The sequence below is a fragment of the Peptostreptococcus canis genome (assembly GCF_014229965.1).
GTDB classification, from domain to species: Bacteria; Bacillota; Clostridia; order Peptostreptococcales; family Peptostreptococcaceae; genus Peptostreptococcus; species Peptostreptococcus canis.
Window position 1 is genome coordinate 634,873 of record NZ_JABGBW010000001.1, and the last position, 16,554, is coordinate 651,426.

14 protein-coding genes are annotated in these 16,554 nt (G+C 29.5%); 13 read left to right on the plus strand and 1 reads right to left on the minus strand.

The genetic code is table 11. From position 1 onward, the window contains the following. The first annotated feature begins 64 nt into the window (after positions 1 to 64). The 10 genes from rsmB (at position 65) to HLB29_RS03030 (ending at position 11,677) form a co-directional block, all read left to right on the plus strand. Positions 65 to 1,429, plus strand: coding sequence for a 16S rRNA (cytosine(967)-C(5))-methyltransferase RsmB (gene rsmB / locus HLB29_RS02985; RefSeq protein WP_185623635.1), 1,365 nt, complete (start codon positions 65 to 67; stop codon positions 1,427 to 1,429). 11 nt (positions 1,430 to 1,440) lie between these two features. After that, complete coding sequence (gene rlmN, locus HLB29_RS02990) at positions 1,441 to 2,472, plus strand: dual-specificity RNA methyltransferase RlmN (protein WP_185623636.1); 1,032 nt, start codon at positions 1,441 to 1,443, stop codon at positions 2,470 to 2,472. A 21-nt stretch (positions 2,473 to 2,493) separates the two neighbouring features. After that, on the plus strand, positions 2,494 to 3,246 hold the full coding sequence (locus HLB29_RS02995; RefSeq protein WP_185623637.1) for a Stp1/IreP family PP2C-type Ser/Thr phosphatase: 753 nt from the start codon (positions 2,494 to 2,496) through the stop codon (positions 3,244 to 3,246). Positions 3,247 to 3,258: 12 nt separating this feature from the next. Continuing rightward, positions 3,259 to 5,154, plus strand: a complete 1,896-nt coding sequence (gene pknB, locus HLB29_RS03000; protein WP_185623638.1) for a Stk1 family PASTA domain-containing Ser/Thr kinase — start codon at positions 3,259 to 3,261, stop codon at positions 5,152 to 5,154. Between the two features lie 178 nt (positions 5,155 to 5,332). Continuing rightward, positions 5,333 to 6,079, plus strand: a complete 747-nt coding sequence (gene ymfI, locus HLB29_RS03005) for an elongation factor P 5-aminopentanone reductase (RefSeq protein WP_185623639.1) — start codon at positions 5,333 to 5,335, stop codon at positions 6,077 to 6,079. Positions 6,080 to 6,165: 86 nt separating this feature from the next. Then, the gene (gene rsgA, locus HLB29_RS03010; RefSeq protein ID WP_185623640.1) at positions 6,166 to 7,062 is read left to right on the plus strand and encodes a ribosome small subunit-dependent GTPase A; all 897 of its coding nucleotides are present in this window, start codon (positions 6,166 to 6,168) and stop codon (positions 7,060 to 7,062) included. A 2-nt stretch (positions 7,063 to 7,064) separates the two neighbouring features. Continuing rightward, positions 7,065 to 7,721, plus strand: a complete 657-nt coding sequence (gene rpe, locus HLB29_RS03015) for a ribulose-phosphate 3-epimerase (protein WP_185623641.1) — start codon at positions 7,065 to 7,067, stop codon at positions 7,719 to 7,721. A gap of 9 nt (positions 7,722 to 7,730) precedes the next feature. Then, positions 7,731 to 8,402, plus strand: coding sequence for a thiamine diphosphokinase (locus HLB29_RS03020; RefSeq protein ID WP_330604367.1), 672 nt, complete (start codon positions 7,731 to 7,733; stop codon positions 8,400 to 8,402). A 184-nt stretch (positions 8,403 to 8,586) separates the two neighbouring features. Then, the gene (locus tag HLB29_RS03025; RefSeq protein ID WP_185623642.1) at positions 8,587 to 9,297 is read left to right on the plus strand and encodes a response regulator transcription factor; all 711 of its coding nucleotides are present in this window, start codon (positions 8,587 to 8,589) and stop codon (positions 9,295 to 9,297) included. Beyond that, complete coding sequence (locus HLB29_RS03030) at positions 9,272 to 11,677, plus strand: sensor histidine kinase (protein WP_185623643.1); 2,406 nt, start codon at positions 9,272 to 9,274, stop codon at positions 11,675 to 11,677. Before HLB29_RS03025 ends, HLB29_RS03030 begins: the two co-directional genes overlap by 26 nt. Before the next feature lie 258 nt (positions 11,678 to 11,935). Here the strand turns inward: HLB29_RS03030 and rpmB are convergent, their stop codons facing one another. Further along, entirely contained in the window at positions 11,936 to 12,124 is a 189-nt protein-coding gene (gene rpmB, locus HLB29_RS03035) for a 50S ribosomal protein L28 (protein WP_185623644.1), read from the minus strand. Positions 12,125 to 12,388: 264 nt separating this feature from the next. On the opposite strand from rpmB, the gene HLB29_RS03040 reads away from it, so the two are divergent. The 3 genes from HLB29_RS03040 to recG all read left to right on the plus strand — a co-directional run bounded on the left by HLB29_RS03040 (position 12,389) and on the right by recG (position 16,548). After that, on the plus strand, positions 12,389 to 12,739 hold the full coding sequence (locus tag HLB29_RS03040) for an Asp23/Gls24 family envelope stress response protein (protein ID WP_185623645.1): 351 nt from the start codon (positions 12,389 to 12,391) through the stop codon (positions 12,737 to 12,739). A gap of 15 nt (positions 12,740 to 12,754) precedes the next feature. Next, the gene (locus HLB29_RS03045) at positions 12,755 to 14,416 is read left to right on the plus strand and encodes a DAK2 domain-containing protein (RefSeq protein ID WP_185623646.1); all 1,662 of its coding nucleotides are present in this window, start codon (positions 12,755 to 12,757) and stop codon (positions 14,414 to 14,416) included. A 74-nt stretch (positions 14,417 to 14,490) separates the two neighbouring features. Further along, the gene (recG, locus tag HLB29_RS03050) at positions 14,491 to 16,548 is read left to right on the plus strand and encodes an ATP-dependent DNA helicase RecG (RefSeq protein WP_185623647.1); all 2,058 of its coding nucleotides are present in this window, start codon (positions 14,491 to 14,493) and stop codon (positions 16,546 to 16,548) included. Positions 16,549 to 16,554 lie beyond the last annotated feature (6 nt).

Sequence of the window (16,554 nt, forward strand, 5' to 3'; positions counted from 1 at the left end):
TGACTATACGTATTACGTATAGTCATATCGTTATTATAAAATAAATAGTTGTAAGGGGATAAAAATGTCAGCAAGAGATATAGCGTATAATATATTGATGGATGTAGAAATCAATAAAAATTATTCAAACACTTCTTTAAATAGTTTTTTAAGGAAAAGCAATTTAAATGATATAGATAAAGGTTTTATTACTGAACTGGTGTATGGTGTAATAGAGAATAAGAGGTATATAGACTATATAATTAATAAAGTTTCTAAAATCAAGGTTAGAAAGATGTCTCACTGTGTTAAAGTAGTATTGAGAATGGGAGTTTATCAATTATTGTTTTTAGATGGAGTTGCTGACTATGCAGCCATAAATGAGTCTGTAAATATGATAAAAAAAGTTGATAGGAAATCATCAAATTTTGTAAATGCAGTACTTAGAAATATATCCAGAAAAAGTGATGTTACATATATTGATGAAAATTCAATTGATAATTTGTCGATAAAGTATTCTTATAATACTTGGATAGTAGAAAAATTAGTTGAAGAATATGGATTTGAAAAGACAAGAGAAATAATCAGGTCATTATCTGAAAAGCCGAAAATATATGTCAGAATAAATATAAATAAAGTTGATGAATTTTTATCATTTAATGAATTAAAATCGTATATTATTGATGAATTTAAAAAATGTAATATTGAGGCAAAATGTGTTAGTGGCATAGATATAGCCCTAGAGCTTGTTAATTTTAAAAATATAGATAATAATAGATTATTTAAAATGGGATATATAAGTGTTCAAGATATAAGCTCTATGATGGTGGGGTTATGTATGAATCCCAGACAAAACTCTCGCGTTTTAGACATTTGTGCCGCTCCTGGCGGCAAAACAACACATATTGCTGAAATAATGAGAAATACGGGAGAAGTGATTTCGCAAGACATATATGAACATAAAATGGCTCTTATAAATAATTATGCCAAGAGATTGGAATTGTCAAATATACATACAAGATTACAGGATGCACTAATCTTAGATGAGGAAAATATAGAAAAATTTGATTATGTACTTTGTGATGTGCCCTGTTCTGGCATGGGCATAGTGAGAAGAAAACCGGAGATAAAATACAAAGATAAAGAGGATATTGAAAAACTACCTGAGATTCAGTTAAATATATTAAAAAATGCTTCAAAATATGTGAAAGAAAATGGTATTTTAATTTATTCTACATGTACGATGTTTAAAGATGAAAATATGGATATAGTGAAGAGGTTTTTATCTGAAAACCGTGATTTTCAAATGGAAAGGATAGATTTAAATAACATAGAATCGGAGAGTTTAAAAGAAGGTTTTATTCAAATATTGCCTAATACCAATAAAATGGATGGATTTTTTATTTGTAAGTTGAAAAAAAGAAATAAATTAAATATTAAAAATATATGAGGTGTGATATAATGTATAAGGGGAAGGTAGTGCTAAAAAATCTTACTGAAGAAGAAATGAAAGATTTTTTGGTAGAAATCGGTGAAAAGAAATTTAGGGGAAGTCAAATATTCTCTTGGATATATAAAGGAATTAGAGATTTTGATGAAATGAATAACATACCTAAATCACTGAGAGAAAAGTTATCTAAATACTCCATAATAGGTAATATAGATATAGATTTGAAACTGGAATCTAAAATGGATAATACAAAAAAGTATTTATTTTTACTGAATGATGGTAGTATTATAGAATCTGTAGCCATGGAATATGACAATAGAGTTACTGTGTGTGTATCTAATCAAGTAGGTTGTAGAATGGGGTGTAGATTTTGTGCATCAACAATTGATGGGTTAGATAGAAATTTAGAGGCATGGGAGATTCTTGATCAGATTATAAAAATTCAAAAGGATTTGGGGAAAAGAGTTTCAAATATAGTTATGATGGGAAGTGGTGAACCACTTGATAATTTTAATAATTCCCTTAGATTTCTAAAGTTGGTAAATGAGGAGAATGGTTTAAATATTGGAAATAGACATATAACTCTTTCGACTTGTGGTTTGGTAGATAGAATATATGAACTTGCAGATTTACAGATACCTATAAATTTGGCAATTTCACTTCACTCTCCGTTTGATGACAGACGTCAAGAGATAATGCCGGTTGCAAAAAAATATTCTATAAATGATATAATAAAATCTTGCAAATACTATATTAGAAAGACAAACAGAAGAATCACATTTGAATATTCTTTGATTAAAGGAACTAATGATTCTGAAAAAGAATCGGAGGAACTGGTAAAACTTTTGAAAGGAATATTATGTCATGTGAATTTAATTCCAATCAATCCTATTGAAGAAAGAGAGTTTGAGAAACCTAATACAGAATATATAAATAAGTTTAAGAATTATTTGGATAAATATAATATACCTGTTACAATTAGGAACTCCATGGGTTCAGATATTAGTGGTGCTTGTGGACAGTTAAGAAGAAAATATAAGTAACAGTCTAAGGAGGAATATGGAATGGATTTTGTATGTAAGTCCGACATTGGTGTAGTCAGAAAAAACAATGAGGACTATTGCAAAGGCGAAATAATTGAGATTGGTGAAGAAAAGGAAGTCGGAATCTTTGCTATTGCAGATGGCATGGGTGGACATAATAAGGGTGAAGTAGCCAGCCAATTAGCCGTTGAAAATATAATAGAGTTATTTAATGAAAACTTGATAAATAATGGGGTAATGAAAATTGAGTATATAGATGACATAATAAAGCAGGCTTATAATACTGTCAATTCTATGATTTTTGAAAAAGCTAAAGAAGATCCAACCTATGAAGGCATGGGTACTACTCTCACTATGGCAATTATATATGAAAATAAAGCATATGTTGCAAATGTAGGGGACAGTAGGTGTTATTTATGTAAAGAAGATGGACAGCTGGAAAAAATTACTTCTGATCATTCTATAGTTGAGGAATATGTAAAAGCTAATATAATAACAGAAGAAGAAGCCAGAATTCATCCTGATAGGAACAAAATTACAAGGGCAGTGGGGACTGAACCTGTAGTTGTTGTTGATATTTTTACTAGAGAGTTAAAAAGGGGAGAAAAACTTTTATTGGCAACAGATGGCTTAACTGGAGCAGTTGATAAAAAGGATATTGAAACTGTTTTTTCTGCTGAAAACGATGTTAATGTTATTGCTGATAAATTAGTTGAACTTGCAAATGAAACATCTGGTAAAGATAACGTAACTGTAATAATAGTAATGATGTAAGGTGGTGTTATTATGGGAGCGACAGTATTGGGAAATAGATATGAAATCCTTAGAAAGATTGGCGATGGAGGAATGGCATTTGTTTATCAAGCTAGGGATAAATTATTAAATAGAATAGTTGCAGTAAAAGTTCTAAGACCGGAGTTTGTAGATGATCAGGAGTTCTTGGTTAAATTTAAGCGAGAAGCTGAGGCCGTTGCAAGCTTATCTCACTCTAATATAGTTAATGTCTATGATGTAGGTGAGGATGGAAAGGTTCATTATATAGTAATGGAATATGTAGATGGACAAAATCTTAAAGAAATAATCCAAAATGAAGGTTGTTTGGAAGAATATACTGCTTTAGATATTGCCAAACAAATAGCACAGGCTTTAGGTGCAGCACATAGAAATGGTATTATTCACAGAGATATAAAACCACATAACATATTAATTTCAAAAGATGGTAGACAGGTAAAAGTTGCAGATTTTGGTATTGCAAAGGCAGTTAGCAGTTCCACTATGACTAATATGGGAAGTGTTATTGGATCAGTTCATTATATATCTCCGGAACAAGCAAAAGGAAAGCATCTTACAAGTAATGCTGATTTATATTCACTTGGGATAGTTTTATATGAAATGATAGTTGGTAGGGTTCCATTTAGTGGTGATAGTCCAATTTCTATAGCATTAAAGCATATAAATGAAAATATAGAGTTTAGTGAAGAAGAAAAAGTTAAAATACCGAAATCTGTGAGAACCATCATAGAAAAATTAACTCAAAAAGAACCTGTGAGTAGATATCAGACAGCTGAAGAATTAATAGAAGATATAGAATATGTGGAAAAAAATATAGATCTTCCTTATATGAAAGATTATAATTCTTTTGCAAAATCTGAAGGAGACTCCAGAGATGCTAGTATGTTTGATGGAAGAAAACCTGTTCCATTCAAAAAATACGATGATGAGTATGACGACTATTATGATGATGAATACGATGATGAGTATGATGACTATTATGATGATGAATACGATGAAGACGAATACGATGATGAGTATGATGAAGATAATGAATACGAATCTAAAAAATCCAGAAGAGATAGGAAAAAAGAAAAAAAGAAAAACAAAAAGAGAAAGAAGGAAAATCCTAAATCTAGAAGGCGATTGAAAATTTTAGCTGTTATACTTATATTGATACTTTGTGGCTATGCATTTGCATTTGCTAAATTTCTAGGATTTAATCCTTTTGGTAAGAATACAGATGCCGAAGTCGATGTACCAAATGTCATAAATATGACTGTTTCAGAAGCTCAGGGTGAGGCGGAAAAAGTTGGTTTAAATATTCAGGTTAAATCAGAAGAGTTTAGTAGTCAGGTAAGTGAAGGAGGTATCATTACTCAGACTCCTAGTCCTGGGACTAAGCTAAAGAAAGGTGATTCAATTGCTGTAATAGTAAGTAGAGGTAATACAAAAGTACCTGTGCCGAATGTTGTTGGAATGACTTTATCCCAAGCTGAAAAATTACTAAATGATAATGGTTTGTTGCTTGGAAACGTGAAATATGAGTATAACAGTGCCAAAGAAGGAACAGTTCTTTCACAAAGTCTTATAGGCGGATCAAGTGATGAAGGACAAAAAGTTTCTCTTGTTGTGAGTAAAGGAAGAAAAAGCAGAAAACAGAAACCAAGTATTATAGAAGATGTCCCGGATGACAATAACGTTATTATAGACGATCCTAATACTGGAGGAAACAATGGAGGTCAAAGTATTATTGAAACTCCTGGAACAAGTGGGAATTCCGGAACGAATGGAAATGGAACTGGTAATAACTCTGGAACAAATGGAAATTCCGGATCAGATAACAACTCTGGAACAAATGGAAATTCTGGAACGAATGGAAATTCGAGTACAAATAGTGGTAATAATTAAATAGAGTTTTCTTACTTATAATTTATCTTGTTTTAACCTACTAAATGAGTGTAGGTTTAAATGCTGAAATCAAATGGAATAAAAAGAGTTATCTATTTAAGGATAACTCTTTTTTATTAAAACACTATTAAAAGTGAGAAGATTTTATAAATATATAATGTATAAAGAGGAAATAATAATGGAGAATAAAGAAAAAAAAGTAGCTATTGTAACTGGTTCATCTAGAGGAATTGGAAAAGAAATAGCATCAGAATTAGCCAGAAATAATTATAAAGTGCTAATTAATTATAAAAAATCTCAGAGAATAGCCAGTAAATTAAAGGAAAAGTTAATTTCTGAAGGATATGATGTGGATATATTTAAAGCGGATGTGTCTAAAAGCAAAGAAGTCGATGAAATGTTTAGGTACTGTTTAGAAAAGTATGGAACAATTGACTTACTTGTAAATAATGCAGGTGTGAGTTTGGAAGGTTTGATAACAGATGTAACTGAAAAAGAATGGGATAATTTAATTGATACAAATTTAAAGTCCGTTTTTCTTTGTAGTAAAAAAGCATTAAATACAATGATTTCAAATCACAGTGGAAAAATTATAAATATTACATCAATGTGGGGAGTTGCCGGTGGTTCATGCGAGGTAGTGTACTCAGCTTCAAAAGCGGGAATTATTGGATTTACAAAGGCGTTAGCAAAAGAGGTTGGACCTTCAGGCATTAATGTAAATGCTATTGCTCCGGGTGTTATAATGACGGATATGATGGAAAAATTTTCAGACAAGGATATAATGGCTCTAAAAGATGAGACACCTTTAATGAGAGTTGGTAGCACAGAAGATGTGGCATCACTTGTTGTATATTTGGCATCCGAAAAATCGGATTTTATTACTGGTCAGATAATAGGTGTAAATGGTGGTTTTGTAATATAGGTAACTTATGGAAAAGTGATGCTAGTTATGATATAATTATTAAGCAATTAAGTTTACTTATTTACTATTTTAGATATGGAGAAAAAATGATAAAAGGAATAATAATTAAAGCAATAAGTGGCTTTTTTTATGTTGAAATTGGAGAAAAAATTTATGAATGTAAAGCAAGGGGATTGTTTAGAAAAAAGAAAATGATACCGCTTGTAGGAGATATTGTTGAAATAAGCGTGGTTGACGAGGAAGAATTAAAGGGGGTTATTGAAAAAATTTATCCTAGAAAAAGCGAATTAGTCAGACCCCCTGTAGCCAATGTTGATAAGATCATTGTAACTTTTGCTGTCAAGGAACCTAAACCAAATTTGTCTTTGTTAGATAGATTTTTAGTTTTTTCTGAAAGAGAAGGCTTAGATATTGTGATTCTGTTGACAAAAATAGATCTAGATGAAAATATGGAGATAACGAAATATATTAAAAAAGAGTTTGAAAATGTAGGTTACAAGGTTATTGAAGTAAGCGTCGAAACAGGAGAAAATATTGACAAAGTGATTTCAGAATTAGAAGGGAAAATATCAGTTTTTGCCGGACAATCCGGTGTGGGAAAATCAAGCATAATAAATGCTATAGAACCAAACTTTAATTTAAAAACTGCTCAAATATCTCAAAAGCTTGGCAGAGGAAAACATACGACCAGACATGCACAATTATACAAAATAGGTAAAAATGCTATAATTGCCGATACACCAGGATTTAGCTCTTTTGACATAAATGATATAGAAGAGGAAGAATTAAAGGAGTATTTTATAGAATTTAGTCATGGTAATGATAAGTGTCGATTTGGAAGCAAATGTATTCATAGAAACGAACCAGATTGTTGGGTAAAAAAATCGGTAGAGTCGGGAAAAATATCCAAAAGAAGATACGAAAGTTATTTGCAAATATTAGATGAAATAAACAATATTAAATTAAAAAATTGGAGGAAATAAAAATGAAACTAGCACCATCAGTTTTATCAGCAGATTTTGCAAGATTGTTGGAAAGTTGTAAAAAAGTCGAAGAAGCAGGATGTGAATACTTGCATCTTGATGTAATGGATGGACATTTTGTTCCTAATATCACTTTTGGAGCACCAATCATAAAAAGTATTAGAAAAGAAATAGATATGATTTTTGATGCACATTTGATGATTAGTGATCCTGATAAATTTATACCTGATTTGGCTAAGGCTGGATGTGATATAATAACAGTTCATCAAGAAACCTGTATTCATCTTCATAGAACCATACAAAATATCAAAGCAAACAATATGAAAGCCGGTGTGGTTTTAAATCCCGCAACACCTGTAGATACAATTAAACATATATTACCAGATGTTGATATGGTGTTATTAATGTCGGTTAATCCGGGATTTGGTGGTCAGAAATTTATTCCGGAAGTATTAAATAAGGTCAAAGAACTGAAAAGAATGATTGAAGAAAAGAATCTGGAGGTTCTTATAGAAGTTGATGGTGGGGTTAATTCCAGTAATATAAAATCCCTTGTAGATTCAGGCGCAGATGTATTAGTAGCAGGTTCTGCAATATTTGGAATGGACGATATAAATAAAGCAGTACAAGATTTAAGAAATGCTGCACTAGGAAGGTAGTTGATAAGAGTGAGTAATAATTTTATTTCTTCAGAAAAAAGTGCGTGCATCATTTTAAATGGGGATATTGATGATTATAAATCACTTAAATTTTATATGAAAAACAACAACTATAATGATATAATTGCAGTTGATGGTGGAGCTAATCATTTGTATGAAATAGGAATAATTCCAGATTATATAATTGGAGACTTAGACTCTATAGATGATAAAACAAAAAAATATTATGAAGAAAAAAATGTAATATTTAGTAAATTTCCATCCAAAAAAGATGAAACTGATGCAGAATTGGCTATTTTAAAAGCAATAAATAACGGTAATTTAAATATTGATATTTTTGCGGGATTAGGTGGAAGAATTGATCACGAATTAGCTAATATACAACTTTTGTACTTTGTATTAAAGAGAGGGGCTAACGCTAGAATTTTGACTGAATCTGTTGAAATCTATATAATTGAAAATGGCGACTTAACTATAAATGGAAAGACGGGAGATATTATATCTGTACTTCCTTTGAAAGGAGATGCAAAAGGTGTAACGTTGAAAAACCTGGAGTATCCTTTAAATGAATTTGATTTTGAGTACTCAATCACCAGAGGAATTTCTAATGTAATGCTAAATGATCACTGTTATATCGAGGTAAAGGATGGAAGTATAGTAGTAATAAAAGTAAAAAAATAGTGTAAAAATTAATAAAATATTAAGAAAATATAAAGATTATTAAAAATAAGCTAAAATCTATTAAACTGATATGAAATATGAAGTAAAATACATATATAGGATTTTTTAAGAGGAGTCAAGTTTTGACTCCTCAAATTAAAATGAAATTATTATGATTTTTATGTCATTAAGAATGGAGGCAAGAATGAAATCTTATAATATTTTAGTAGTTGAAGATGAGAAAGAAATTGCAGATGCAATAGAAATTTATTTGTTAAATCAAGGATATAATGTCGTTAAGGCATATAATGGTGAAGAGGGTCTTAAAGTAGTTGAAAATAATGAAATTCATCTTGCTATAATTGATTTAATGATGCCTGTAATGGATGGGGCATCAATGATTATTAAATTAAGAGAGAAATATGATTTTCCGGTGATTATTTTATCTGCAAAAAATGAAGAAGTTGATAAGATTCTTGGACTTAATATTGGTGCTGATGATTATGTAAATAAACCGTTTAAACCATTAGAGTTATTGGCAAGAGTCAATTCGCAACTTAGAAGATATACAAAATATTTAAATTTATCAGAAGGAAGTAACATTTCACAAGATGAAAATGTGCACGTAATAGGTGGACTCGAATTAGATGAAAATACTAGGACTGTATCGGTTGACGGAAATCTGGTAAAAGTAACACCTATAGAATTTAAAATTTTAAATCTTTTGATGAAAAATCCAGGAAAAGTATTTTCTTCTGAGGAAATATATGAAACTGTTTGGAATGAATGTGCCATTAATACAGATACCGTGATGGTACATGTAAGAAATATCAGAGAAAAAATAGAAATTGATTCTAAGAATCCTAAATACCTAAAGGTGGTGTGGGGAGTTGGATACAAAATTGATAAAATTTAGTAATAAAAAAAATAGTATTAAAATTTTTATTTTTATTTCAATACTTATGATGGCTATACTTATGGTAAGTAGATACAATATTGTAGAAAGTGAATTTAACAAGAACAAGAAAAATCCATTTGAAACAAAAGAATTTGCATCAGATATTTATTATTCTAACTATTATCTATATTATAAAAGCTATCAAATGGAGAGAAATAGATTGATAAAGCCATCCGATTTATTTTTATCTGATGACACAATTGAAACTATGATCGACAATATGGATACAGAGTATTATTCAAGCTCTATTGATTCAGAAAAAATAAAAACATCATTTAATAATGCGTTTAACAAATTAGGCAAATTTTTATATAAATCCGATGGAAATATAAAGTTTCATTCTGAAAATATAGAATCCGGTTTTAGTATATCAAACTTTGGATTCAGAAATGACATGAAAACCATATTGAATTATAATAAATATATACTTAGTGGAGAAAGTGATTTTGTTGATGGTAAAAATAAAAGTTTAGAAAATGAAAGTATCAAAAAAGAAAAAATTGTAAAAGAGTATAATGAATTTCAAAAAGATATAAAAAGCAATTTTTTGACCTATTTAGTGATAGAATTTGATAGTTTAGGAAAATATAATTTATTATATTGTCATGGTATTAATAAAGATATGATAAATAACTATTTATTGGAGTTAGATGCAGGCAAAAATTTAAATGAAGTATATTCAATGACAGATGAAAATGCGACAGATTTTTCAAATTACAAAGTTGAATCAATAAAAAATATGAGATATACATTTGCGATTCCGAATTCAATTCTGAATAATGTGTACTCTAAAAATGATTCAATCAGTGAATATATAAATAAATCAGAAAGAAATTATTTTGCATCAATAGAAAAACTTGCGAGAATTATAATTTTGACAATTGCTATGGGAGCTTTTTTGCTATCTGTAGAAATGATAAGAAAATTTAGATTTATAAAAACTTTAATGATGTTGCCATTTGAATTTATTTTGGGAATAACCTTTTTTTTGTATTATTCTATTTTTAATGATGATATTTCAATTAGAATGGTCAGAGAAACTATTACAGGGAATCTGTTAAAAATAGTTATAAATAATGGTATTCCAAAAGAATTAGCAAATTATTCGGTTTTATTGATAAATATAGGATACTGGTTTATTTTATTCATAGTAGCATTTGCAATAGTATGTATGATAAAAATAATAGTAGAAACGAGTATTTCTGAATATTTTAAGAATAAGAGTTTGATTATTTCATTTGCGAATTTTGTATATAAAAATGTGTCTAAATTGATATATAAAACTTTAAACGTAGACCTTAGTAAAAGATATAACAGATTATTTTTTATAGGCATAATAATTATTATCACAGGAGCTGTTATTTTACCGATTATTGATATTTCCGATATTTTATTGTGGCTATTATTAACACTTCTTTATATAGTAGTAATTACTATTTATATAAAAGTTGTCAGTAAGGAGATTAAGAGGGGTAAAGCAGATTATGAAGAGTTGTTAATTTTGACAAAAGATATTGCTGATGGAAATTTAGATAAAGACATAATGAATGTTGATACGGGTATTTATGATGAGATTAAATTACAGCTGTATCATATTCAGCAAGCGTATAAAAAATCAATAGAAGAGGAAATCAAAAGTCAAAGAATGAAAAGTGAGTTGATTTCCAATATTTCACACGATTTAAAAACGCCGTTGACCTCGATTATTTCATATGCTGATATCTTAAAATATATGGAAACCTCAGAAGAGACTTCTAGGTATATTGACACCATATATAGAAAGTCTGAAAGACTAAGAGTTTTGATTGATGATATGTTTGAAATATCAAAAGCTCAAACCGGGAATATAAAACTCGAATTCAATCAAATAGATATAGTGAGATTAATGGAGCAAAGTATTTTTGAATTAAAGGATCGTTTAGTGCAAAGGAGAATAACATTAAAAACAAAGTTTCCTAAAGAAAAAACGATTTTGTACCTGGATGGAGAAAAAACATATAGGATTTTTGAAAATCTTATAGTAAACATAGCGAAGTATGCGTTGGAAAATTCAAGAGCATATATTGAGATAGTGGATAAAGGAGACAATGTTGAAATAATATTTAAAAATATTTCTGAAACAGAAATAGATTATGAAGTCCAAGATATTATGGAAAGGTTTAAACGTGGTGATAAATCCAGAAGTTCAGAAGGATTTGGACTGGGAATTTCAATTGCTAAAAGTTATATAGAGGCTCAAGGTGGGACTTTGGATGTATTTTTAGATGGAGACTTATTTAAATCGGTAGTAACATTTCCAAAAGAAATAAAATTTGATGAAGATGAAAAACAGAATTAAGAATTAGTTTCTATAATAGCCACCTAGGCAAATAAATAGTTAAGAAGCTCTATTTGAGGAGAATTTTATCAAATTTCTTCTACAGATATAGAGCTTCTTGATTTTTTATTTTGTTATAAATAGAATCATTTTATAAATATAAATCTATATTTATATATTAGATGTTTATCATTTTTGGTGTCAAACTGGTGTTTAAAATGCATATGAAAATTATGGAATAAAAAAAGATGTCCCGATTGAGACATCAATTTATTTTCTTTATGCTCTTTCAACTTTTCCTGAACGTAAGCATCTTGTACATACAGAAACTCTCTTTGGAGTACCATTTTCCATAACTCTTACATTTCTTAAGTTTGCTGACCAAGTTCTTTTATTGTGCTTGTTAGAATGAGATACCTGATTTCCAGATACTTTACCTTTACCGCACACACTACATACTCTTGACATAATGCCACCTCCTTAATAATAAGATATTAAGCCTAAAAACATATTTAATGATATCATAGTGAATTGAAAAAATCAAGTAAAAAATTGCAATTGATAGTTTTTTTTTGTATAATATACTGTATAGTATTATGTCCATCAGAAATATATTAAAATATTAAGAATAAATTCAGAGTTTTGAGGTATATTATAACTATTAGTATATAAAAATGGATTTAACGATTATTGTAATTATACATTATAATTATATACATTAGGAGGTAGAATATGAGTTCAGTTTTAAATAACAAATTAGGAAAAATAGAAATAGATAAACATGTTCTTGCGCAACTAACATATAAGGCTGCCATGGAAAGTTATGGTTTAGTAGGGTTTTCATCTAAATCAAAAGGAATAGTTGAATTATTAAAAGGAGAAAATGCCACAAAAGGTGTAAATATATTAGAGTTAGGTGAAGATCTTGTGGATATTGAAATATTTGTAATCCTTCAGTATGGAACTAATATAACTACTGTTGCTAATAATATAATAGAAAGAATAAAGTACACTGTTGAAACTTACTCTGGAATAAAAATTAATCAGATAACTGTTAGTGTTCAGGGAATTAGGGTCAAGTAATCAGGAGGAAAAATAATGAAACAAACTATAAATGGAAATTTATTTAGGGAGATGTTTATCTCTGGTGCAAATAATCTTCAAAACAATAAGGATTTAATTGATAAGTTAAATGTATTCCCTGTACCGGATGGAGATACCGGTACAAATATGTCACTTACGATTGCTTCAGCGATAAAAGAACTAAATAAAGTGAATAGTGACAGTATAGAGGAAATAGGAAAGTCACTTTCTAAAGGTTCTCTGATGGGAGCTAGAGGTAATTCTGGAGTTATTTTATCACAAATTATAAGAGGAATTGCCAAATCAGTAGAAGGTAAAAATGAACTTACTATAGATGATTTTGCAAAAGCTCTTAAATCAGGTTCAGATACAGCATATAAGGCTGTTATAAAGCCTATTGAAGGAACCATACTTACAGTCGTAAGAGAATCAGGAGAATTTGCTATAAAAAATTCTAAAAAGAGCAGTAGTTTTATTGATTTTCTGGAATTGATAGTCATAGAAGCCAATAAATCATTAGATAGGACACCAGATTTATTAAAAAATTTGAAAGATGCTGGAGTGGTTGATTCAGGTGGTAAAGGTTTAGTATGTCTTTATGAAGGAATGTTATCGGCGATTAAAGGTAAAGTGGTTGAATTGAAATCTGGAAACGGAGTGACTACAACAAGTTCACCAGTTGGAGTCCCAAGTGAAAATGTTAGAGATGTAGATATAAAGTTTGGATATTGTACTGAATTTATACTTGAGTCAGACACTGCCAATCCTGACGAAATAAGAGATATAATGTTGAAGTATGGAGATAGTTTAGTAGTTGTTGGATATGATGGTGTAGTAAAAGTTCATGTACATTCAAATGAACCGGGAACTGTATTGCAAGAGGCATTGAAATATGGTCAATTATTAACAATAAAGATTGAAAATATGAGAGTACAACATGAAAATCAAATAATACCTGATGAAGAACAGGAAGAACATATTGAAAGTGCAAGTGAAGGATTTGTATTAAATGAGGAAAAGAAACCTTATGGATTTATCACTACTACAATGGGAAGAGGTCTTGCTGATATTTTTGATGGATTGGGTGTCGATATAGTAATTGAAGGTGGTCAAACTATGAATCCATCTACAGAAGACTTTATGAATGCAATCAATATGATAAATGCAGATGATATATATATATTGCCTAACAATGGTAATGTGATAATGGCTGCAAATCAGGCAAAGGAAATATCTGAAAAAAGTATACATGTAGTTCCAACAAAAAACATTCCTCAAGGAATAGGATGTTTAGTTGCATTTGATCCGGATTCAGATGCTAAGACTAATATGGAGAATTTCTCAGATGCGCTTGAAAATATTAAGTCTGGAGAAATTACTTTTGCTGTCAGAGATACAATAATGGATGGAATAGAAGTCAATGAAAATGATATTATAGGTATAACAGGAAAAAAATTGGTATCTTCAGGAAAAAATCTTAATGAAGTAACAAAAAATGTGATTAAAGAAATGATAGATGAAGATTCAGATATAGTAACATTGTATTATGGTGAAGATGTAGAAGAAGATGATGCCAGATTATTTGCTGAGATAATACAGGATGAGTTTGAAGATGTCGATGTAGAATTATACTATGGAGGACAACCACTTTATTACTATTTAATTTCGGTTGAGTAAAGTTTAGTAAATTAGTTTTAGGAGAGGATGTAATCTTCTCCTTTTTTATTAATATTGAATGAGGCGGTGAGAAAATGTATAGTGTACTAAATGAAAATATTCAATATGTAAAAGGAGTTGGTCCAAAGAAAGCTGATAAAATGGCTAAATTAGGAATATTTACAATTGAAGATGCACTTTTATATTTTCCCAGACAATTTGAGGATAGAAGTGTAGAAAAAGAAATTCTATACTTAGAAGAAGGAGAGAAGGTTGCTGTAAAGGGAAAAATAGAAAAGATACAAAACAAAAAAATAAGAAAATTGGATATTACTGAATTTGTTATAGATGACGGAACAGGAACAGTAAAATTGATTTTTTTCAACAAATCTTATTTAAAAAATACTTTTAGAATAGGAGATATAGTTAAGGTTTTTGGAGCTGTAAAAATTGATAAGTTTGGTAATATAGAAATGAATAACTGTGAAATAGAGTATGAAAAAACATCCAAAAATATAGGAATTATTGTTCCCGTATATCCTCTTATAAATGGTGTAAACAATAAGGAAGTTATGGGGGTAATTAGAAATATATTTGATACTTCGGAAGTTGTGATTGAAGAATATATGCCAGAAAGGATTATCAAAGAGCATGGGTTATGCGATATTAATTTTGCAATAAGAAACATGCATTTTCCGGTGAAAAAAAATAATGTAAAAATAGCCATGTATAGATTGATTTTTGAAGAATTGCTTTTTATGCAGTTGGGTTTATTTTCTATAAAAGGCGGAAATAAAATATCAAAAGGAATATCATTTGAGAAGAAAAAAGATTTGTATGAAATAGAAAAAAGGTTACCTTTTAGATTGACCAAGGCTCAAAAAAAAGCCTATCAGGAAATATTAAATGATATGTCTTCCCGTAAAGTGATGAATAGATTAATACAAGGAGATGTTGGTAGCGGAAAGACAGTAATTGCACAATTGGCTCTTGCAAATGCAGTTTTAAATGGATATCAAGGTGCCTATATGGCTCCAACAGAAATATTGGCAAAACAACATTATGAAAGTTTTATTTCCTTTTTCAAAGGAACAGATATGAGAGTATCACTATTGACCGGTAGTACGACTAAAAAAAATTCAAAAGATATTCTTGAAAAATTGAAAAAAGGTGATATTGATATAATTATTGGAACTCATGCACTACTGGAAGATAAAGTTGAATTTAATAATTTGGGCTTAGTTATAACGGATGAACAACATAGATTTGGTGTCAGACAGAGGGCAAAACTCACAACCAAATCAATTTCACCTGATGTACTGGTTATGACTGCTACTCCCATTCCAAGAACTTTGGCATTAATATTATATGGAGATTTGGATATTTCCGTGATTGATGAATTACCGCCTGGAAGAAAGCTTATAGAAACAATTTCTATTCAAAAGAAAAATAGAGAGAATTTATATAGAAATAATATAAGGAAAGAAATCGAAAAAGGTCACCAAGTTTATGTAGTATGTCCATTAGTCGAAGAAAGTGAAGTTCTTGATGTACAGTCTGCAACAGAAGTTTACGAAGAATTGCAAAGAATATATTTTTCTGATTTAAAAGTTGGGTTGTTGCATGGAAAAATGAAAGCTAGTGAAAAAGATAATATAATGGATAAATTTAAAAATCATGAGATTGATATTTTAGTTTCTACGACAGTAATAGAAGTAGGTGTAAATATACCTAATGCAACAGTAATGATTATTGAAAATGCAGAGAGATTTGGATTGGCACAACTTCACCAATTAAGAGGAAGAGTCGGTAGAGGAAGTAGTAAATCATTTTGTATATTGATATATGATTCAAAAAGTGATGTATGCAGAAAGAGAATGAGCATAATGGAAGAGTCTAATGATGGATTTAAAATATCCGAAAAAGATCTTGAAATAAGAGGTCCTGGAGATTTTTTTGGAACAAGACAACATGGTTTGCCGGAGTTAAAAGTAGCCAATTTATTTAAGCATATAAAAATATTAAAAATAGCTCAAGCAGAAGCGAGAAAAATTTATGCGGTGGATCCAGGGTTATTATTAGATGAAAACTCTGGAGTAAGGAAAAAAGTTGAGTATATGTTTAGGAATATAGGAGATAACATATCTTTGTAGTATTTC